The organism is Coprococcus intestinalis, assembly GCF_023656595.1.
In the GTDB taxonomy this organism is placed as follows: domain Bacteria; phylum Bacillota; class Clostridia; order Lachnospirales; family Lachnospiraceae; genus Coprococcus_A; species Coprococcus_A intestinihominis.
The window spans coordinates 57,537-77,929 of sequence record NZ_JAMOKJ010000005.1; the positions used below are offsets into that span (position 1 = coordinate 57,537).

The following is a 20,393-nucleotide window of genomic DNA, read 5'->3' on the forward strand; positions in this document are numbered from 1 at the left end:
TTTTTCAGCAAACTCTCAAGTAATTTTTATTTAATTGAGAGTTTGTGGTGATGCATTCATACCGCTTAAAAATACCCGCATCATATGAAAAAGTGTTTCTTGATTCTCCGCAAAATCATTCAATGTCCAAGTCTCCAATATAGACATCATTGTATCTTCAATGTATCGGGCATAATAATTTCTGAACTGTTGCAAAAAAATTGTTATTGTCCAAAATTTTTTTGTCTTTTTCCTTGAAATTTTTTACAAAAATTGATATATTATTATAATATTACTGTGCATTTTAATCATATTTGCAGGAAGGAGACACAATTTTATGACACTCAATCTGCCATTTTTCAGGCAATTAGCGAAAGCGCTTGCCAAACAGTTTGGTGATAACTGCGAAGTCGTTCTCCACGACCTGACATCTACGGATATTGAACATTCCGTTGTTCTTGTTGAAAACGGACATGTAACGCATCGTGCAGTCGGAGACGGTCCTTCACACGTTGTTCTGGAAGCCATGAAGGCAATGGGAGCTCGGGGTTCTGCTCCAACAGATCACCTGGCATACCTGACAAAAACAGGCGATGGACGTATTTTGAAGTCCAGTACAATCTATATTCATGATGACACAGAGCAGAAGATTACCGGTATTCTGTCTATCAATTACGATATTACAAGCATGCTGCTGGCTGAACAGGCGCTGAAATCCCTGGTTGCTAATGAGGATGATAAGAAGGAACCTGAAAGTATCCCTCAGAATGTGAATGATCTGCTGGAAGATCTGATTCGCCAGTCTGTTACCCTGGTCGGCAAACCGGTGGCCATGATGACCAAGGATGATAAAGTGCGCGCCATTCAATTTCTGAATGATGCCGGTGCATTTCTCATTACAAAATCCGGAGACAAAATTTCAAACTTTTTCGGCATCTCCAAATATACACTTTACAGCTATATTGATGTCAACAAATAAAAGGACGGCTTCCACCGTCCTTTTATTACACCGTCATTTACCCTAAAACTTATGTACTTCCATCTCAGAATGAAACCCCTGTCCTTTCACTACTGTACAGTTTGCCGCAATTTCTTCCGCTTTCCGGAAGAATTCCGCTCCATCTCTCAGATGCATCAGTACATCGATTTCCTGTCGGTCCTCCTCTGAAAGGATCCAGCTGATATAATGCCAGAATTCCTTCATCAAAAAAACAACTTTCTTATTTCCCTGCAGGCGTACTTCATATTCATCCCGCATTGTATGATAATAATCCGCCAGTTCTTCCCGGGACGCACAATCCCCGCCTCGAATTTCACGACACAATGCCGGATTAGACAAAAGCCCCCGGCCTATCATCCAATGACGGATATCTGAATATTTTTCACTGACACGTCCATAAGCTGCTGCTGTAAATATATCCCCATTATAGCAAACAGGAAAAGGCATTCTGGCACTCGCTTTCTCAAAGGCTTCCATATCCGGCTTACCGCTGTAATAGTCCATTCTGATTCTCGGATGCACGATCAGCATTTCCACCGGAAAGGCTTGATAAATGTCAAGGATGTCATCGAACTCATCCGCACGGTTCAGCCCGATCCTTGTCTTCAAAGAAATCTTCATATCTGTTTTTTCAAAAATATCTGCCAGGAAAGCTTTCAGCGCCTCCTTTTCTCCAAGGAATCCAGATCCACGTCCCTTTGATGCCACTGTACTCGATGGACACCCCAGATTCAGGTTCACCTCATCATACCCCATCCCTTTTAATGTATGGGCTGTGGCTATAAAATCCTCTGCACAATTTGACAAAAGCTGTGGGACAACCCAACATCCCTCATTGTACTCCGGCGCGATTTCCAATAAATCCTTTTTGCTGATTTTTCCTTTTGGATTGGTAAATATAAACGGTGCATAATATCTGTCCACACCGCCGAATATCCGATGATGGGCTCTTCGGTAAATGCTGCCTGTAATTCCCTCCATGGGTGCAAAATATAATTGGTTCTCACTCATTGCCTTTTTCCTCTGTTCAAGAAATTTCTTTTCTGATTATAGCAATGGCACAGGCTAAAATCAAGGAAATTATGTTCTCTGCAACTTTGCCTGTGCCGCTTGTCCCCCGACGCCCGTCTTATTGTTCCAACTGTCGCCCGAGAAAACTGGCAGCTGAAGCAGCCAGTTTCATTTCCATCTCACCCATCCGTACTTTTTCATCCTTTGTCGTCAGAATAACGGTGCCGATGGCATCTCCCTCTGCGATAATCGGATAGATGACCTGTGCTGTATAATTTTCTCCGCCATCCTCCGTAATCGAAATAAATTTTCGTTCCCCTTTCACAGCCAGAAGATTCTCTCTTTGGTTCATCAGATTGTCCAGCTGACGGCTGATCTCTTTCTGCATCAACTCTTTTTTCCCCGAACCGGCCGTAGCAATATGCCGGTCTCGGTCTGTAATACTGACAATATAGCCGGTATTCTGTGCCAGGGCCTCCGCATATTGTTTTGAAAACTGGCTTAATTCACCAATCGGTGAATATTTTCTAAGAATAATACCGCCTTCTCTGTCTGTATATATTTCCAACGGATCACCCTCCCGGATTCTCAGCGTTCTTCTGATTTCTTTCGGCACAACCACCCGCCCCAGATCATCGATACGTCTTACAATTCCTGTCGCCTTCATAATGCCATTCCTCCTGTTTACTGTCTATTTTCATCCGCGACCCGCCCATGGGTCCCGATACGGAATTCCGGTCTGCTGCACAGACATCAATTTTCATCTGAATTCCCACACATCTTATACAGGTAGTATGTGGCAGTGTCAATAAATTTATTCATAAGACAGGGGATCTGAAACGCGAACACAAAAATAACCGGACAGATTGATGATCCACCCTGTCCGGTTATTGCTGTTTCCGACACACTTCGTATGCGCTGTCTTTCTTTTATTTCTATTATGCTGCTGTTTCAGATTCTGTATCTGAAGATGTCTCATTCTGAAGATCATTCAGATAATCTGTCACATCGATTGCAGAATCAACGACATCCTGAGGAACCGTGATGGCTTCTACAGTATCATAATTCGTATATTCCATCTTCATGTTGAACTTGCTGAATGTCACCTGTTCATCACCCTCACCGGCACCCAGACCACTAAATACCATATCCATATATAATGGCATCTTATCCGCCTTGCTGACAGCATAGGTAAAGTCCACGGTGATATCATCCAGATTCATCTCTGTATCACCAGTCAGACCGCCAAGTGTACTCTCCATGGAACTCAGCAGATTCTTCACATCTGCACCGGAAATACTGCCGGAAATCATATAGGCTTCCGTGCCATCCACATCCTGTGTCTCGTCTGCTAACTTCAGAGAATCCTTGCTCTTAAGCAGATCTTCTGCTGCAGCATTGATTCTCTCTACAGAATCCTTGTCATAGGCCATCTTAGACACCATCCATTGGCCCGCTATACCGGTATAAGAAAGAATCTGGTCATCCTGGACCACTGTGTAATTCTCCATATCCATTGCTGTACCCAGCCCCGGAATACTGATATTGCCCTTCAGGTAGTTAGCAACCGGTTCTATGGTTGTCTGCATGGTCATATCCATAGTCATATCCATGGTTCCGCCAAGAGCATCTGACTCAAGTGTGATCTCCGCTGTTGTGTGTGTCTCCAAAGACTTCATTGCATCACATTTACTCTGGACTTCCTGCAATAAAGATTCTGCGGTTACCTTTGATGCGGATGCTCCGCAGCCCGCCAGCATAACTGTTGCCAAAATCCCTGCCGTCACCATGCCCAAAAATCGCTTCTTCATACTTTCCCTTTTCCTTTCTCCCTGTGCCTCAAAGCCCAGTCCTTGTCCCCATTTTCATGCATCTTATATTCAGATTATAACATACCTGCTGCATGAAAACAATGAAAGAAGCCTTACGATTCTCTGACAATCACCTGCCATGCCTCTGTCAGTCTCTCCATATTCCAGGCCGCATTGGCCGGACTGGTGGAAGGCAGACACACCGGCATCACTCCGGTTTCCGGAAGAACATATTTCTTATAGAGTTTAAACGCTGTCTGACCATTGACAAATATCTGCCGGATAGATGCTTCCGAGAGAACCCTGCCGATATCATTCGCCACAACATTCTTAATACTGCTGTCGCTGGAGCCGATAATATCACAGCTGGCGATCACATCCCACAGGGCAATCTGATGCTCCAGCAGAAATTGTTTCTTTTCTTCCACATTTTCTAAAGGTGCATGGTCTGTCACCGCTGCCAGCACCTTCCAGAAACGATTCTGCGGATGATTATAAAAAAACTGCCCCCGGGATTTCACCGAAGGCAGCGATCCAAGTATCAATATCCGCGAATGCTCATCATAAACGGGTGTCAGATCATGTACCACATGAGTATATGTACGCATTTCTAATATTCCGTCTTCTTTGTCACTGTTACAGCCAGCGCGCCCGGTCCGATATGACAAGATATACTTAATGAAAGCGGATCTACTATAATCTCCTTGTCCGGGAATTCCCTGCGGATTTCTTCAAGCCACTGTTCAACACCTTCCCCCGGTGTATAAGCAGCTGCAATGTGGAGATTATCCATATTCACCTCGCCGCCCATACGGGTTTCGATATCCTTATGAATCGCATCAAGCATAATTCTCTTTGCCTGCTTCACGGTTCTGGCCTTTGCAAAAGCATCCAGCTTCTCGCCCTGGATCTGCAGAACCGGCTTCAGTCTGAGCAATGTACCAAGGGCTGCTGCTGCCGGTGTGATACGTCCGCCTTTCTTCAGATACTTCAATGTATCTACCATAATATAAATGCTGGAATTAAACTTCTGCTCCTCCAGTATCCGCTTGATCTCTGCTGCTGAAAAACCGTCTTCTGTCATCTTCATGGCATCCAGTACAGAAAGCTTCATAGTCACGGAAATTCTCTGGTTATCCACAACCTGAACCTTGCCGTCATAATCCTGTGCCAGCATCATGGCTGTAGCACAGGAACTGCTGAGCCCGCTTGACATCGGAATGTGGACGATCTCATCATATCCTTTATTCTTCAAAAGGTCATCCCACAGAGACATGACTGCATCCGGTGAAGGCTGTGATGTGGATACATCTGCATCTCCCGTCAGCTTCTCATAAAATTGTTCCTGCGTCAGGTTAATATCCTCAAAATACGGCTGTCCATCTATATCAAAAGGCATCGGTAATACATAAACGCCAAGCTTCTTTCCTTCTGCCTGGGTGATGCCGCTGTTACTGTCTGTCACAATAGCGATTCTTGCCATCGGCCAATCCTCCTTATATTCAAAAAAATTCTATACCTGTCTAATATACCGTAAAAATCGCTATTTTGCAAGGATATCCGCCTTTTTCTTGACAAGGAGGCCCTGTTCACGCTAAAATATCAGAGATTGAATGGAGGATTTAAAATGGCTGATTTTAAAAAGGAAATAGAACGACGCCGTACATTTGCAATTATTTCCCATCCCGATGCCGGTAAGACGACATTGACAGAGAAGTTTTTGCTCTATGGCGGTGCCATCAATCTGGCCGGCTCCGTAAAGGGAAAGAAAACAGCAAAGCATGCTGTCTCCGACTGGATGGAAATTGAGAAGGAAAGAGGTATTTCGGTTACTTCTTCCGTTATGCAGTTTAACTATAAAGATTATTGTATCAATATTCTGGATACACCGGGACATCAGGATTTCTCTGAAGATACCTACCGTACACTGATGGCGGCAGATTCTGCAGTCATGGTTATCGACGCATCCAAGGGTGTTGAGGCTCAGACTATCAAGCTTTTCAAGGTTTGTGTGCTGCGCCATATTCCGATTTTTACATTTATCAACAAGCTGGACCGTGAAGCCCAGGACCCATTTGACCTAATGGAAGATATCGAATCCGTCCTCGGCATCCATACATGCCCGATCAACTGGCCTATCGGCAGCGGTAAGGAGTTTAAGGGTGTCTATGACCGTCAGACACGCCATATCCACGCCTTCACAGAGAATAATAACGGTATGAAGGCCGCATCTGACAAGGATCTGACCATGGACTCTCCTGAACTTGAGCAGGAACTTGGATCCGAACTTTATGAAAGACTTGTAGATGATATTGAACTTTTAGATGGTGCCAGCGATGAACTGGATATGGATCTTGTCTCCAAAGGTCAGCTCTCACCTGTTTTCTTTGGTTCTGCTCTGAATAACTTCGGTATTGAGCTTTTCCTGAATTACTTCCTGGAAATGACAAGCTCTCCGTTGCCGAGGATGTCTGACTCCGGTCTCATCGATACCTTCAGCCCGGACTTTTCAGCTTTTGTATTCAAGATCCAGGCCAATATGAACAAGGCACACCGCGACCGAATCGCTTTCATGCGTATCTGTTCCGGCAAATTTGATGCTGACAAAGAAGTTTATCACGTACAGGGTAAGAAGAAGCTCCGTCTTTCCCAGCCGCAGCAGCTGATGGCTCAGGAACGTAAGGTTATCAGCGAAGCCTATGCCGGAGATATCATCGGTGTCTTTGACCCGGGTATTTTCTCCATCGGAGATACCGTCTGCGCACCCGGCAAGAAATTCGCCTTTGAAGGTATTCCGACTTTCGCACCTGAGCATTTTGCCAAAGTCCGTCAGGTAGATACCATGAAGCGTAAGCAGTTCATCAAAGGTATCTCCCAGATTGCCCAGGAAGGTGCCATCCAGATCTTCCAGGAATACAACACCGGTATGGAAGAGATCATCGTCGGCGTTGTCGGTGTCCTTCAGTTCGACGTTCTGAAGCACCGTCTGCTCAATGAATACGGCGTTGAGATCCGTCTTGAACCAATGCCTCACGAATACATCCGCTGGATTGCCAATAAGGATGAAATTGAGACAAACAAGATTATCGGCACATCCGATATGAAGCGTATCAAAGACCTCAAAGGCAACCCGCTGCTGCTCTTTGTTCATGAATGGGCTGTTCAGTCCGTTTTGGATAAGAATAAAGGCCTTGAGTTGTCCGAGTTCGGCCGCTGGTAGGTTATATCATAAAAAAGAGAAATCCCCCATTGAAAACAACGCGCACCCGCACGAAACGTTTTCAATGGGGGATTTCTCTTTTTTATCACATGGCTTTCTGAGCGGCCGAACGCAAACAACCATGCTAATAGTCTGTTTCAGTTGATTTCTCACCAATGCCCCAATAACTCTTGCCCGGTTCCAGTTTAACACCTTTGAGATAAGCCAACTCCGATACCGTGACTAACTGGTATCCTGCATTGACCAGTTCAGGGATCAGTGTCTTGCAGGCCTCAACCGTTGTCGGATGGATATCATGCATCAGTATAACAGCACCATCCCAATCCTGGTTTCTGTACCTTTCGACACTGGCAATAACCTTAGACGCATTCAGACTTTTCCAGTCCTCCGTATCTACATCCCACATAATAAAAGGCTGTGATACATTCGCCGGTACAATGTCATTATCAGCCGCGCCATATGGCGGTCGGATGATACGGCAGTCTCTGCCTGAATATTTCTTAATCAATTCGTTGGTCGTATCAATCTCATCATGGACACCTTTGGCATCCAGTTTCGTCAGCTGTGCATGGTCATAGCTGTGGTTGCCTACTTCACATCCCAGTTCCACCATACGTTTCAGCAACGGACCTGATTTGTCATTAATATTGTTGCCGACACAAAAAAATGTTGCACGGCTGTCATACTGTTCCAGTACATCCAGAAGATCACTGGTGCCATTCGTATCCGCTGTGCTCGGCCCATCATCAAAGGTCAATGCAATGATCTTCTTGTCCGGGTCATATTTCCTTGTGGACACATAATCCATCAAATCTGCCCTGCTTGAAGAATCCTCCAAAAGCGACTGCATGCTGCCGCCGATCACATACTGGAATTCCTTTGTTATCTGTTCTACAGCACCAACTACATCATGGATCTGTGTTAATTCCTCTTCTGAATACAGTCTCTTTCCGGAACATCCGGTCATAATGCCACACAACAAAATAACAAGCCCAATCATGCCCGCCAGTTTCTTCAGGCTTTTCATTTTATTCTCCCTCTTGCTGCTGCCTGCTCGACAGCAGCTTTTTCTGTTTCTCATCTCGTTTATTCGTTGTCTGTGCATTCGTCTGAAGCTTCTCCCTCTTCCGTTTCTTTAGCAGCTTCATCTTCCTGCTCGTTTGCCTCTGCACTTTCTTCCGGTTCAGCGTCTGCTTCTTCAGCCCCGCCTTCTGAATCCTCTGTATCTGCACCATCTGGCACTTCATCATCCACTTCCTCAGAAGATGCTGCATCCACATTCTCATCTTCTTCTACAACATGGATGATCTCTGCACCGCATTTCGGACAATAGGACGCATCCTTATCCACCTCTGCCTGACAATTTGAACAGATGACAACTCCTTTCAATAAAGCGGCTCTCTGCTCAGCTTCATTGATCGCATGCTGACAAGATGTAATCTTCTCGCATAACTCTGCCATTTCCTTTGGCATATCGCCATCAGCGTATTCCTCAAAATACAACTTGCCAAGAGATGCATATAATTCTTTCATATCGCCTTCCAACGATACTCTTTTCAGCTTTGCCTTCTGAATCTCAATCGCTGTACTGGATTTCTTCATCACGTTTTCAGAAGTTTTTGCAACTGTGTCTGTTACGCCTGATAAATTTTTCTTAAGCTCATCAAAAAATGCCATAATATTACCCTCCTGTATGAATTGTATGTACTATTTCCGGCTATTGTCGTGTATAGTCAAAAATCTCTTTGTCTCGATTACTATTATATACCTTTATGTACGTCCTGTCACCAGTTCATTGAAAGTTTTCAGAAGATTCAATCTTCCATAGCCCCATGCCCGATCAGGATAGACAACACCTTCTCTGCGGACAGCACCCAATGTCAGATATTTAATGATCTTATGACTGTTCAGCTGAAGATCATTGCCCTTTAAAAGTCCCCATTCCATCAGCAAAGCTGCCGCACCGGCCGTTTGTGCCGCAGCCATGCTTGTTCCTGTCCTGGTCCCGAATCTGTTTCCCGGAACCGGTCCGTATATCTGCACTCCCGGTGCTGCCAGATCCGGCTTTATTTCGTAATCTGCTGTAAACCCTCTTCCCGATGCGGCGTACAAACTGTTATTCGTATCATTATAAGCCGCCACGGATATGCCCTCCGATGCACAGGCTGCATCAGAAAGTGTCACATCCGGATCTGGTCTCAGAAAATATGTCTGATCTGAAATAAATGGTGTCATAGGCAGCCAGATGTGAAATCGTCTGTTCACTGCCAGATTGCCATATATGCGCAGTGACCAGATTCCCTGTGTCGGTTCATCAAATCGCAGAAAAACCACCTGCTGTCCGGAAAGAGATTCAACCATCTGATAATAAACAAAAATTTCCGTCTGATCCAGAATAAAACGAATAGTCTGGCTTCTTCCTGCAATTGGTGTGATCTTCTCAATTCTCTCACCGGCGGGTGACTGAATCCCAATAGTATAGAGATCCGGGTGTATCGACCACAGCTCCAGCGAAAAAGCCCTCTCCCCGGCCCCCACTCTGATCTCAGCCTCTGTATAAGCCGAATCCTCAGGCAGGACGCCCAGAAAATGATGTCTCTTATCTGCCTCTCCGCCCACTGCTGTTACAACACAAACACCGCTGAAACCGGAAATATCATCAATCAGCTGACTCAGATACGACTGGCCCGTATGTCCGCCGCTGTTCGTCCCGACTCCCAGCAAAATGATCACAGGCATCCTGGCTTCCTGTGCCTTTTGAATGCAGTAGCTGATGCCTGCCATAATATCATTCTCCTGATATGCAGGGACATCTGCCGCCGTTCCATAAAACTGCCTCAAATACTGCTTGCATGGCTTCAGCTTGACAATACACAAAGATGAATCCGGTGCTGCCCCCGAAAAATCTTCTGATTCTATCACTCTTCCTGCTGCAACACCGGCTATAAATGTCCCATGCCCGTTTTCATCTTGAGATGGCACAACAGCCAGACTATTCTCTGCAGCCAATGCCCGGTTGATCTGCTCTGAAGTATATTCAGTGCCATATATAAAGCCTTCGGGGCTCTCCCCGTCACGAATAGTCTGATCCCATATGGAATAAATCTTCGTTGTACGGTCCTCATAGGTAAATGCCTGATGCCTGTAGTCGATTCCGGTATCAATGACACCGATCATCACACCTGAACCTCTCAGATTCAGATAAGGTGATCTGTGAAAATATGAAATACCGCTCTCTTCCAGTCCGGCTGTCCCCAGAAGACCATATAAAGCCGGCAGCATGCTGATATTGTAGTCAGAAAGTATGTTCTGCATAGATGTATCACCTGCCAGATGCATCACCGCATACCGGCTGCCGATAGCCTCAATGCAGACCGGATGATACGTGCCCGCAATACTTGAAAAGTCCTGAAAATACTCTTTGATATAATCCCGGTAATCCTCACTGTAAATCACATCTTCACAGGATATGTCGTCATAATTCTCTGCCATTTCATTCCCGCCTGTCAGCAGATTCAACAGACTATATGACGCTTACCCGGAAATTATAACCAGCTTCTGCACTTTGGAAATGTATCGACGGTGATAGAAACTGTTAATTGTTCGCTGACGGACTCTCCGGCAATGCAGGTGTTCCGCGCATAGCGATCATCGGACTGCCTTTGCCTTCAATATAGGCTTTGGTAATCGTCACACTGCCGATATTGTCATCCTTCGGAATCTCATACATAATATCCAGCATAAATTCCTCAATGATGGAGCGGAGTGCTCTGGCACCTGTCTTTCTGGCAATTGCTTTATCCGCAATAACACCCAGGGCTTCATCATCAAATCGAAGATCCACCTCATCCAGCGCCAGCAGTTTCTGGTACTGTCTGAGAATAGCATTCTTTGGTTCCTTCAAAATACGGATCATCATATCACGGTTCAGGCCTTCCAGTGTCACCGTAATCGGCAGTCGCCCGATAAACTCCGGAATCATGCCAAATGCCCGCAGATCATCGATGGTCACCTTGCTGACAATATTCTTATCCTGATCATACTTATCCTTCAGTTCAGCACTGAAACCGATCGAACTGTGTCTGGTCAGACGTTCTTTAACAATATTCTCAAGATCCGGGAATGCACCGCCGCAAATAAATAAAATATTTCTTGTATCAATTGTTACCAGTGGTACCATGGCATTCTTGCTGGTGGCCCCAACCGGTACTTCTACTTCACTGCCTTCCAGAAGTTTCAAAAGGCCCTGCTGTACAGACTCACCGCTGACATCCCGGGCTGTTGTATTCTTCTTCTTGGCGATCTTGTCAATCTCATCAATAAATATAATGCCTCGCTCTGCACGTTCTGTATCATTGTCAGCAGCCGCCAGAAGCTTCGATACGACACTTTCTATATCATCACCGATATAGCCGGCCTCTGTCAGGGATGTGGCGTCTGTGATTGCCAGAGGCACATCCAGAAGTCTCGCCAGCGTCTTGACCAGATAGGTCTTGCCGCATCCTGTCGGACCGATCATCAGAATATTGGACTTCTCAATCTCAATATCATCCATTGTATTTGTTGCCACACGTTTGTAGTGATTATAAACGGCAACTGCGATCGCTTTCTTCGCCTGATCCTGTCCGATAACAAATTCATCCAGCTTTGCCTTCAGAATGTGCGGTGCAGGAATATTCTTTATATCAAATTCCGGATGGGCTTCTTCACCATCCTTCGCCTTCTTCTTCAGCTTCTGCTTCTTCGGGATCTGATTCTGTATATTCATCATATCATCCATATTCAGACCTCCCGGAAAAATATCCTGAATATTCATACCCTGCATCAGATCTGCATAGTTGCTGCCATCCATGACTCTGAAGCTGCGCTCCATACAGTCAATGCAAATACACATATTGTTCATACCCGGAATATGAAGCATACGTCCTGTCTTACTCTCCGGTCGTCTGCACATATAGCAGACATCTTCGTATTTCTGTTCATCTTCAGTGTCCTTTATATCATCGTTATTATAATCGCTCATTAACTCTGCTCATCCTCCTGTATTACTCTCTATTATAGACCAATCCCTGTCTGTATTCAATTTACAATTTTCTTAATTTTGATTTAAAAAAGGACGCATGAAAAATGAATTAACAATTTCCATACGCCCTTTGGTTATGCAATTCAGCCAATCTTACTGACCATTTGACTGGCCCAGACCGCCCTGACTGTTTCGGCTGCCCTGACCGTTATTCTGACCATTCTGCTGTGTACTCTGGCTGCTGTCTCCGGCATCAGCCTTTGATCCCATGATGGTTGTCAATGTCTGTTCTGTATAATTGCCGTTGCTGTCCGGGAACTGTGCTGTAATGGTGACACTGTCGCCCGGTGCACAATTCTGGATCAGTTTCTGAAGGTCTTCCATTGTGGAAACATCTTCACCATTGAATCCGGTAATAATGCATCCTGCCTGCAGACCTGCACGCTGTGCAGCGGAACCGGATGCCACGTTGCTGACATAGATACCGGCTGGTGCATTATAGGCAGATGCCGTATCTTCATCAAGTGTACCGCCTGTAATACCAAGGAATGCCGTTGTCTCATCTGTCTTTGCAACAATTGTACCATCGATGATGCCTTTGGCTGTTTCCAGTGCTGTATTAATAGGAATTGCATATCCCATACCTTCTACAGATGTATCTGAATACTTCACGGTATTCATACCGATCACTTCGCCCTTACCATTCAGCAAAGCGCCGCCGCTGTTGCCGGGATTGATGGCTGCACTTGTCTGGAGCAATGTCATTGTCTTATCTGTCAATGCCACTTCTCTGTTGACAGCACTGATAACGCCTGTTGTCACTGACTGGCCGTAACCTAAAGCATTACCAATGGCAATCGCACTTTCACCGGCTTTCAACTGATCTGAATCGCCCATAACCATAACTGCGATAGCCTTCTTTGTATCGTCGGATAACTGGGACATATCAATCGTCAGGACTGCCACATCCTTATCCTCATCGTATCCCTTAACCGTTGCTGTAGCTGTGGTTTCATCTGAAAACTGAACGGATACCTCTTTGGCACCTTCAACAACGTGGTAATTGGTCATAACATATAATGTATTGTTCTCTTCGCTGATGATCATACCTGAACCGGCGCCTTTGGATTCCTGTGTGTACTGTCTGCCAAACCAGTCGGTGGAAGTTGATTCAACGGTTGTATTCACAGCTACTATTCCCGGCATAACATTAGCTACAATATCAGACACATCATTGGAATCCGTTGTTGTCACACCTTCTGCCGATGTCTTCACAATCTGAACATTGTAAGAAGGTGAACCGCTGCCGCTGGCTGATGCAGATACACCTGTTGCTTTATTCACACCAAACATCACAGCTGAAGCTGCCAGTCCGAAGACAACGCCGAGACATGCTGCCTTAACCACCGTCTTGCCAAAACCGCCCTTCTTCCGGGAATGATGTTTCTCAGGACCTGAATGGAAATTGTCGCTGCCGCCGTTTCCGCCATTGCCGCCGTTTCCGCCATTGCCGCCGCTATTCTGTGTCGGATGATAATAGCTGTAATCATTGCCGGCCGCATAAGAACTGCCTGTGTGCGCTGTATTCGTTCTGTTCTCATATGCAGTACCGGATGTATATTCACTTCTTCTGTCTGTATCTGTATATAATGTAGAATTCTTCAAATCCTCTCTTGTCATTCTGTACAATCCGGATCCTTCCGTTCCTTCGTTCTGAGCGGTGCCTGCGGTCTGGTTCTGCTCATTAACATGATTATCAGTTTCTGTATGATCGAATCTATCTTGTTCATCAAATGCCATAATAGACAACCCCTTTCGTCTTTATTTCTTTTATGCCATTATACTACCACCTAATTGTGTTAAGATTGTGAACCAAAAATGAAAACTTTATGTTATCCGATCAATGACAACATTTGCCGATATTTGAGAAAAAGCTTGTCATCTCAACGTTTTTAAGGTATTATAAAAGTTGTTTATGCTTTTTAATATGCATTTCATTTTCATATAACCAATAGAGATTTCTGTCCACGCAGGCATCTCGTACTACAAAGTGAGGATTTCTACAATGAGTAAAAGAAGAAAGAAGAAGAGATCATCCAAGACAAAGCGCTGGGGAATTATCTTCTGCATTGAATTGGTTCTTATTCTTATCCTGATCCCTGTTGTATTTGTCTATGCCAAGCTTTCTCTTATCCAGACAGCCTCTGCAAGTGATGTAGACAAAGCGAACATCGTTATCAACAATGATGTGGATGCCACAACACAAAAAGCATTGAAGGGCTACCGCAATATTGCACTTTTCGGTGTCGACTCCCGTGACGGCTCTCTTCAGACAGGCGCACGTTCTGACAGTATTATGGTTATCAGCATCAACCAGGAGACGAAGGATGTCAAGATTACCAGCATTTATCGTGATACATGTCTGAAAGTACCCGGATATGGTTTTTCAAAAGCCACTCATGCCTATGCCTACGGCGGTGCTGAGCTGTCCATGAGTATGCTGAATACCAACCTTGACCTGGATATCACAGAATTTGCAACTGTTGATTTCGGTGTCCTGGCCAAGATCATCGATGCTGTGGGCGGTATCGATCTGGATATCTCAGATGCCGAATACAGTCTGATCAATCCTCTGATTGATGAACAGAACAGCGTCACCGGTTCTGATTCCGAATACATATCCGGTCCGGGCTACCAGCACGTCAACGGTACACAGGCCACCGCCTATGCCCGAATCCGAAAGATTGACAGCGACTTCAAGCGTGCTGAACGCCAGCGAATCGTTTTATCCAAGGTTTTTGAAGAAGCCAAATCAGCGAATATCGGAACATTGCTGAATATTATCGATACGATTCTCCCTGAAGTATATACCAACATGACGAGCACCGACCTGATTTCCCTCGCCAAGGATATCTTCAACTACAACATTGCCGATCAGACCGGTTGGCCATTTGAGAAAGAAACAGGCTCTCTCCCTTCAGACGGATTGAGTTATGTCTTTGCAGACAGTCTTGAACAGAACGTCAAAGAGCTACACGAATACCTCTTTGACAATGAGGATTATAACCCTTCTTCTACTGTTTCTGATATCAGCTATGAACTTTATAACGAAACCGGTTATTAATACTCAAAAGGCGCTTCCTTCGCGGAAACGCCTTTTATTCATTTCTTATTCTTCTTTTGCTTTTCTTCTATCTTTCTCTGGAGCATTTCCCTGCCTCGCTGCATTCGCTTTCTGACCGTTGCCGGCTTCAGGTCCAGCAATTCACTGATCTGCTGCGGTGAATACCCATAAAGCCCATTCAGTATGATCAAATTCGAATACATCTCCGGAATCTGCTGTACATCCGCCAGCAATTCCCGGTAAATGAGATTGTCTAATGACTCATCCGCCCTGATCATGCTGTGTCTGTAATCATTCTGATAGGTATAATCTTCCATGAAATAATATCGGTTGTTCTTCTTGAGCAGAGTGAAGCAGTTATTGACGAGAATTGTATTAATATAACATCTCGCTTTAATACTGTACGGATCACCAATCTGGTTCAAATGTTGCAACAGCTTCATAAATGTCCACTGAACAGCATCTTCTGCCCATCCTTCATCTCTCAAAATAGCATAGGCCTTCCGCTTCATCGTTGATGCATACAGCCTGAAGGTTATGTTGAATTTTGCCACCTGTTCAGGGTTTTGCTGCTCCTCTGAATGCATATTCGATCCCGAATCCGTCAAATTCATTGCCATACTACCGCCTCCCACAAGCTCTCCTCAAACTCTTATAATATATAAACCTTCTTTTTCAACGAATTGTGACAGAAAAACCGAAAAAAAATAATTTTTTAATGAAAGTAATATTTTTTGATACCGTTGAACATATATCCCGCGAAGCAAAACAATGCTTTTGGCATACTGAAACCCATGTGTCGATATACCTTAAACGTCATCTTCGCTGAATGAAGCTTATTGCCTGATTTGCCTGTCTTGCTCAGCCGGTAGTTCAATAAAGGCTGATTCACGGCACAGGCCGTATGATAATGTCTCAAAATCTGAAGCCACATAATATAATCTTCATGGCATTCATCATGTACCATCGGAAATGCAGTGGCTGCATCACGTTTGATCACAACAGAGGAACAATTGACAGGATTCTGGAACAGCAGATCCCTATATGTAAGCTTTTCTTTCACACCGATGATTCTCTCCGTCGGTCTTCCATCCGGTGTGACCAGCCGTCTTCCTGATGCACACAAAACATAACCAGTCTTTCTGAGTAATGTCAGCTGCATTTTCAGCTTTCCAGGCTCCCACCAATCATCGCAATCCAAAAAAGCGATATATTCACCTCTGGCCTGCCTTACACCCCGATTGCGGCTCTCTGCAACGCCTATATTGTGCCTGTTATGCAGCACCGTTATCTCCGACCGCTCCATGTATGGCGACAAAGCCTCTGCCAGACAATCTGTTGAACCATCATCGACAATGATAATCTCCAACGGTATATCCTGTATTAAAGCTGAATCAATCGCCTGTGCAATATAATCCGCACCATTATGCACAGGAATAATAACAGATACCTCTACATGCTTCAATTCTTCTTGTCCTCCGTACGCAATGCTGTCTTCTGACCGGTATCAAGCCCCTCTGAGTTCTCTTTCTGGAAAAGAATCTTCACTGTCTGAATAATGATCATCAAATCCAGTGCGAAAGTATAGTTCTCGATGTAAGTCAGATCCAGTTTCAGCTTATCATAAGGTGTTGTACTGTATTTGCCGAAAACCTGTGCATAACCCGTCAGTCCTGCTTTCATCTTCAGACGGAAATCAAACTCCGGAATACTCTTCTTATACAGTTCTGCAATCTCAGGGCGCTCCGGACGCGGACCGACAAATGCCATATCCCCTTTTAGAATATTGAAGAGCTGTGGCAGCTCATCGATATGCAGAGACCGGATCACATGCCCAACAGGGGTAATACGGTCGTCATTCTTCTTCGCCAGCTGTGCACCGGTTTTCTCAGAATCCACACGCATGCTTCTGAATTTGTAGATCATAAAAACCTTATGATTATATGTCAACCTTTCCTGTTTGTAAAAAACCGGCCCGCCATCATAAAGCTTGATCAATACGGCCACCAGAAGCAATATCGGTGAAAAAACAACCAATATGATACATGAAAAAACAATATCCGATGCTCTCTTGAGCAGTCTCTGCTCTGCTGTCAGGCCGTGATTCCTGAACAGCATCAATTCTGTATCGAAGAGATTGATGGTTGTTGAACTCTTGATCATAATATCCGAAATCTTCGGAATACTGTAGCAGCGAATAGAGTTGGCATAACAATATTTCAAAAATTTATTGCGATAAACAGACGGAATATCACCGATCACAATTGCTTCATAATGGCTGATCCGTTCTATGACTGCATCATAACCCTCTGAAATATTAATCATATCAACAATACTGTACTTGTCCGTTCTGGATGTCATCTTCTGGATCAGTGCCTTTGGATTGATATCACCATAAACAAGCAGCATCTGTCTCGGCGGATAAATCTTCGCATAAATCCATCGCATGAAGATCACCCATGCAATAACAGCGACAACATCATAAAGGGTCATCTGCATGATAGGTTCCAGATAAGCCGAAAAACGCCAACGGCCAATCAGCGCCAGCTGCATATAAGTCACGCCATTGCAGCATAAAACGGCAAGGATCTGGGACGCAATAACATCTGAGACTTTCAGATAACCAACCTTATAGGCACCAAAAATTTTTGAAAAGAAGAAATTGATAAAAGCATACACTCCCATCAATGCCCAGTTGCCTCGGCGCCAGTATAATGCTCCGATAACTGATCTGTAGTTATAGTAGCGATGCCAAATATAGTAGAATATCACCACTTGAACAAGCAGAATCAGTGCAGAAGCAAAAAACATAATTAAGCGTTTATATTGTTCTCTATTTTCCACAATCTTTTCTCCTTAGACTACAATATATTTCATTATAATCTGATTTTTCAAAAATAACAATCAAAACCTGTGGTAAAAACACGATTTACCACAGGTTTTGCCAAATTATGTATTTCGTTGTTAGATCAGCCGATTACTTGCTGATATACTGAGATGAAACATAGCCGTCATAATTCACACCGCCATAGTTCACTGTAATATGATACCAGAGACTTCCGCTGCCGTCCTTAACAGATTCACTGATCGTCACTTTGGTTCCTTCGGAAATAACAACCAGTACTTTGTTGGATGTACCGGCTCCGCTTCGAACATTCAGCCATCCATCAACAACACGACCGCTTGTCGGTGTACTGTCCGATGTCTGATCGGATGATGCTGTGCTGCCTGATGAGGAGGACTGCTTCAGCATATCAGAACGGATATAACCGGTATTGCCGGACTTTGCCTTGACCTTATACCAGATATTTCCGCTACTGTCCTTATCCTGACCTACAACCGTCAATGTATCCTCAAGATAAATGACTTCAATAACACCCTTGGATGTACCGGCTCCGCTTCGCATATTGACACCGTCATATTTTACCTGCATCTTCTGTCCATTCAGATCTGATTCTGTTCCTGAATTTGAATTATTGCTGTCACTCTTTGTATCGCTGCTGTTTGAGTTATCAGCCTTTAGAAGGTCAGAGCGGATATAACCGTTCTTGCCGGATGCTGTCTTAATCTTATACCAGATATTGCCACTGCTATCCTTATCCTGACCTACGACAGTTACCTTCTCATTCTGGTAGACAACCGTCACAACGCCCTTAGATGTACCGGCTCCACTTCGAACATTGACCACATCATACGCAACCTTCATTGTCTGTCCGGATACATCTGTTGAAGTATCTGAGTTGTTGTTATTGCTGCTGTTGCCACCTGCGTTCTTCTTCGTCAGATAAGAAGAATGCACATAGCCAGTCTTACTGCCTGCAGTAATCTTATACCACAATGTACCGCTGCTGTCCTTTGCTTCTCCGGTAATCGTTACGGCTGTATTCTTTGTCAGTGTTGTCACGACTGAATAATTCGTGCCGGCACCTGAACGCATATTCAATGCACCGCAGTTAACAACTGCCGGGATAGATGTTGCCGATGTGCTGTTATCAGAATTACTATTATTGTTATTATTGCCATTGCTGCTGTTATCACTCTTTAATGTAATATACTGTGCAAAAACATAACCCTTATAGCTCTTACCGCTCTTCGTGAATGACACCGCATACCACTTACTGCCGCTGCTGTCTTTAGCTGTTCCGGTAATTGTAACCGCCTGGTTTCTGGATATGGTTGTCATCACACGGCTTCCTGTACCCGCGCTGCTTCGAACATTCAGTGCTGAACAGTTCACAACGCCGCTGCCTGATGCAGTTTCTGTATTATTATTGTTATTAGAACCGGAATTCTTGACTGTAATGTAATCGGCACAGACATAACCTGTTCTGCCGCCTACCTTCACTTGATACCATTTCCTTCCCTTGCTGTCATTAGCTTTGCCAAGGATATCTACACTGGTATTCTTGCTGATGGCTGTAATAATGCTGTTATTCGTGCCAGCTCCGCTTCGGACATATAAGCTGGAACAATTCACAGTGCCTGTTCCGATCACTTTGTCAGGCGTCGTTGTATTGTCTGTATTGCCCGGATGCCCAGAAACTGTACCGCCTGCATTCTTGCCTTTATAGATAGCCAGACGATCCACACCGGATTCACTGTATGTTGCAAAAAGATCTGTATTACGGTCACCCGGATCCAGCATATAGACTGTGCTGCCTTCAATTCTGTCAACAGCTACCCAGTGTCCGCCGTTTCTGACAGAAACAATAACACCGTAGCCGTTATTGACATACTCCGCCATCTTGGCGATCTTCTGTGCCTTTGTCATATTCGCCAGGCTCACTCGGCTGTTATACAGCGTAAAGTTGTCTGCTGCGCCGCATACCTTGCCCCAATACAAAGAACCATCTGATGTAAAACCGCCGTTGTTATTCAAGTAGGTAACCAATGTTCCCGGATTAAAGGAGGATGCATCTGCACTGCCTGTATGACAAATCAACATTGCAATAGCTGTAACCAGACATCCTGATGACTTCATGGTATACTGGCTCTTGCCTAAATGAATGCTTCCCCATTCCGAATCCCACTGTGCCCAGGACCGATAATCAGAACTGGCTGCATTCGCAGTGACAGTTCCTGATAATGGGATACACATCAACATAATCATCAACATTGCTAATAGCTTCTTCTTCATACGTTTTATACTCACTTGCCTTTCCGTCCTTCTCCGTTATGTATTTTCATCGATACATATCGTTTTATTTCAATTTGTATCACACCAA

The 20,393-nt window shown here is 44.6% G+C and carries 17 protein-coding genes; 3 read left to right on the forward strand and 14 right to left on the reverse strand.

Going from position 1 to position 20,393, the window contains the following annotated elements; all coding sequences use genetic code 11:
• Positions 1-316 precede the first annotated feature (316 nt).
• The gene (locus tag NBH03_RS05605; protein WP_117527122.1) at positions 317-958 is read left to right on the forward strand and encodes a helix-turn-helix transcriptional regulator; all 642 of its coding nucleotides are present in this window, start codon (positions 317-319) and stop codon (positions 956-958) included.
• A gap of 42 nt (positions 959-1,000) precedes the next feature.
• Here NBH03_RS05605 and NBH03_RS05610 read toward each other — a convergent pair whose 3' ends face one another.
• The 5 genes from NBH03_RS05610 to NBH03_RS05630 form a co-directional block, all read right to left on the reverse strand.
• Positions 1,001-1,990 (reverse strand): tRNA dihydrouridine synthase, encoded by a 990-nt coding sequence (locus NBH03_RS05610; protein WP_250798004.1) that lies wholly within the window; start codon positions 1,988-1,990, stop codon positions 1,001-1,003.
• Between the two features lie 118 nt (positions 1,991-2,108).
• Positions 2,109-2,657 carry a stage V sporulation protein T gene (gene spoVT, locus NBH03_RS05615; RefSeq protein WP_227081723.1) on the reverse strand — a complete coding sequence of 183 codons (549 nt, stop codon included), beginning with the start codon at positions 2,655-2,657 and terminating at the stop codon, positions 2,109-2,111.
• Between the two features lie 271 nt (positions 2,658-2,928).
• The gene (locus NBH03_RS05620; RefSeq protein ID WP_215689222.1) at positions 2,929-3,801 is read right to left on the reverse strand and encodes a DUF6612 family protein; all 873 of its coding nucleotides are present in this window, start codon (positions 3,799-3,801) and stop codon (positions 2,929-2,931) included.
• A gap of 113 nt (positions 3,802-3,914) precedes the next feature.
• Positions 3,915-4,409 (reverse strand): DNA-deoxyinosine glycosylase, encoded by a 495-nt coding sequence (locus NBH03_RS05625; protein WP_215689221.1) that lies wholly within the window; start codon positions 4,407-4,409, stop codon positions 3,915-3,917.
• Positions 4,410-4,411: 2 nt separating this feature from the next.
• Positions 4,412-5,284 carry a DegV family protein gene (locus NBH03_RS05630; protein ID WP_227081721.1) on the reverse strand — a complete coding sequence of 291 codons (873 nt, stop codon included), beginning with the start codon at positions 5,282-5,284 and terminating at the stop codon, positions 4,412-4,414.
• 144 nt (positions 5,285-5,428) lie between these two features.
• Between NBH03_RS05630 and NBH03_RS05635 the strand changes: the two genes are divergently transcribed.
• Entirely contained in the window at positions 5,429-7,021 is a 1,593-nt protein-coding gene (locus NBH03_RS05635; protein ID WP_015515319.1) for a peptide chain release factor 3, read from the forward strand.
• A 124-nt stretch (positions 7,022-7,145) separates the two neighbouring features.
• On the opposite strand, the gene NBH03_RS05640 is transcribed toward NBH03_RS05635, so the two are convergent.
• The 5 genes from NBH03_RS05640 to NBH03_RS05660 form a co-directional block, all read right to left on the reverse strand.
• The gene (locus NBH03_RS05640) at positions 7,146-8,048 is read right to left on the reverse strand and encodes a polysaccharide deacetylase family protein (RefSeq protein WP_250798009.1); all 903 of its coding nucleotides are present in this window, start codon (positions 8,046-8,048) and stop codon (positions 7,146-7,148) included.
• A gap of 59 nt (positions 8,049-8,107) precedes the next feature.
• On the reverse strand, positions 8,108-8,698 hold the full coding sequence (locus NBH03_RS05645) for a zinc ribbon domain-containing protein (protein WP_250798010.1): 591 nt from the start codon (positions 8,696-8,698) through the stop codon (positions 8,108-8,110).
• Positions 8,699-8,791: 93 nt separating this feature from the next.
• Positions 8,792-10,513, reverse strand: coding sequence for a S8 family peptidase (locus tag NBH03_RS05650; protein WP_250798011.1), 1,722 nt, complete (start codon positions 10,511-10,513; stop codon positions 8,792-8,794).
• A 103-nt stretch (positions 10,514-10,616) separates the two neighbouring features.
• A complete protein-coding gene (gene clpX, locus NBH03_RS05655; protein ID WP_117538647.1) occupies positions 10,617-12,044 on the reverse strand; it encodes an ATP-dependent Clp protease ATP-binding subunit ClpX in 1,428 nt (475 codons plus the stop codon).
• A gap of 153 nt (positions 12,045-12,197) precedes the next feature.
• Complete coding sequence (locus NBH03_RS05660) at positions 12,198-13,844, reverse strand: S1C family serine protease (RefSeq protein WP_250798017.1); 1,647 nt, start codon at positions 13,842-13,844, stop codon at positions 12,198-12,200.
• Positions 13,845-14,109: 265 nt separating this feature from the next.
• Between NBH03_RS05660 and NBH03_RS05665 the strand changes: the two genes are divergently transcribed.
• The gene (locus NBH03_RS05665; RefSeq protein ID WP_250798022.1) at positions 14,110-15,168 is read left to right on the forward strand and encodes an LCP family protein; all 1,059 of its coding nucleotides are present in this window, start codon (positions 14,110-14,112) and stop codon (positions 15,166-15,168) included.
• 38 nt (positions 15,169-15,206) lie between these two features.
• Here the strand turns inward: NBH03_RS05665 and NBH03_RS05670 are convergent, their stop codons facing one another.
• The 4 genes from NBH03_RS05670 to NBH03_RS05685 form a co-directional block, all read right to left on the reverse strand.
• Positions 15,207-15,788, reverse strand: a complete 582-nt coding sequence (locus NBH03_RS05670) for an RNA polymerase sigma factor (protein ID WP_015515312.1) — start codon at positions 15,786-15,788, stop codon at positions 15,207-15,209.
• A gap of 95 nt (positions 15,789-15,883) precedes the next feature.
• Positions 15,884-16,633, reverse strand: a complete 750-nt coding sequence (locus NBH03_RS05675; RefSeq protein WP_250798024.1) for a glycosyltransferase family 2 protein — start codon at positions 16,631-16,633, stop codon at positions 15,884-15,886.
• The gene (locus tag NBH03_RS05680) at positions 16,630-18,012 is read right to left on the reverse strand and encodes an exopolysaccharide biosynthesis polyprenyl glycosylphosphotransferase (protein ID WP_250798033.1); all 1,383 of its coding nucleotides are present in this window, start codon (positions 18,010-18,012) and stop codon (positions 16,630-16,632) included. The genes NBH03_RS05675 and NBH03_RS05680 overlap by 4 nt, the downstream gene beginning before the upstream one ends.
• A gap of 133 nt (positions 18,013-18,145) precedes the next feature.
• A complete protein-coding gene (locus NBH03_RS05685; protein ID WP_250798038.1) occupies positions 18,146-20,320 on the reverse strand; it encodes an SH3 domain-containing protein in 2,175 nt (724 codons plus the stop codon).
• Between the last annotated feature and the right edge of the window lie 73 nt (positions 20,321-20,393).

What these genes read in the sequence shown, in the direction of transcription:
- NBH03_RS05605 (WP_117527122.1), top strand. Translation starts at nt 317, where the DNA reads ATGACACTCAATCTGCCATTTTTCAGGCAATTAGCGAAAGCGCTTGCC.
- NBH03_RS05610 (WP_250798004.1), bottom strand. Translation starts at nt 1,990, where the DNA reads ATGAGTGAGAACCAATTATATTTTGCACCCATGGAGGGAATTACAGGC.
- spoVT (WP_227081723.1), bottom strand. Translation starts at nt 2,657, where the DNA reads ATGAAGGCGACAGGAATTGTAAGACGTATCGATGATCTGGGGCGGGTG.
- NBH03_RS05620 (WP_215689222.1), bottom strand. Translation starts at nt 3,801, where the DNA reads ATGAAGAAGCGATTTTTGGGCATGGTGACGGCAGGGATTTTGGCAACA.
- NBH03_RS05625 (WP_215689221.1), bottom strand. Translation starts at nt 4,409, where the DNA reads ATGCGTACATATACTCATGTGGTACATGATCTGACACCCGTTTATGAT.
- NBH03_RS05630 (WP_227081721.1), bottom strand. Translation starts at nt 5,284, where the DNA reads ATGGCAAGAATCGCTATTGTGACAGACAGTAACAGCGGCATCACCCAG.
- NBH03_RS05635 (WP_015515319.1), top strand. Translation starts at nt 5,429, where the DNA reads ATGGCTGATTTTAAAAAGGAAATAGAACGACGCCGTACATTTGCAATT.
- NBH03_RS05640 (WP_250798009.1), bottom strand. Translation starts at nt 8,048, where the DNA reads ATGAAAAGCCTGAAGAAACTGGCGGGCATGATTGGGCTTGTTATTTTG.
- NBH03_RS05645 (WP_250798010.1), bottom strand. Translation starts at nt 8,698, where the DNA reads ATGGCATTTTTTGATGAGCTTAAGAAAAATTTATCAGGCGTAACAGAC.
- NBH03_RS05650 (WP_250798011.1), bottom strand. Translation starts at nt 10,513, where the DNA reads ATGGCAGAGAATTATGACGACATATCCTGTGAAGATGTGATTTACAGT.
- clpX (WP_117538647.1), bottom strand. Translation starts at nt 12,044, where the DNA reads ATGAGCGATTATAATAACGATGATATAAAGGACACTGAAGATGAACAG.
- NBH03_RS05660 (WP_250798017.1), bottom strand. Translation starts at nt 13,844, where the DNA reads ATGGCATTTGATGAACAAGATAGATTCGATCATACAGAAACTGATAAT.
- NBH03_RS05665 (WP_250798022.1), top strand. Translation starts at nt 14,110, where the DNA reads ATGAGTAAAAGAAGAAAGAAGAAGAGATCATCCAAGACAAAGCGCTGG.
- NBH03_RS05670 (WP_015515312.1), bottom strand. Translation starts at nt 15,788, where the DNA reads ATGGCAATGAATTTGACGGATTCGGGATCGAATATGCATTCAGAGGAG.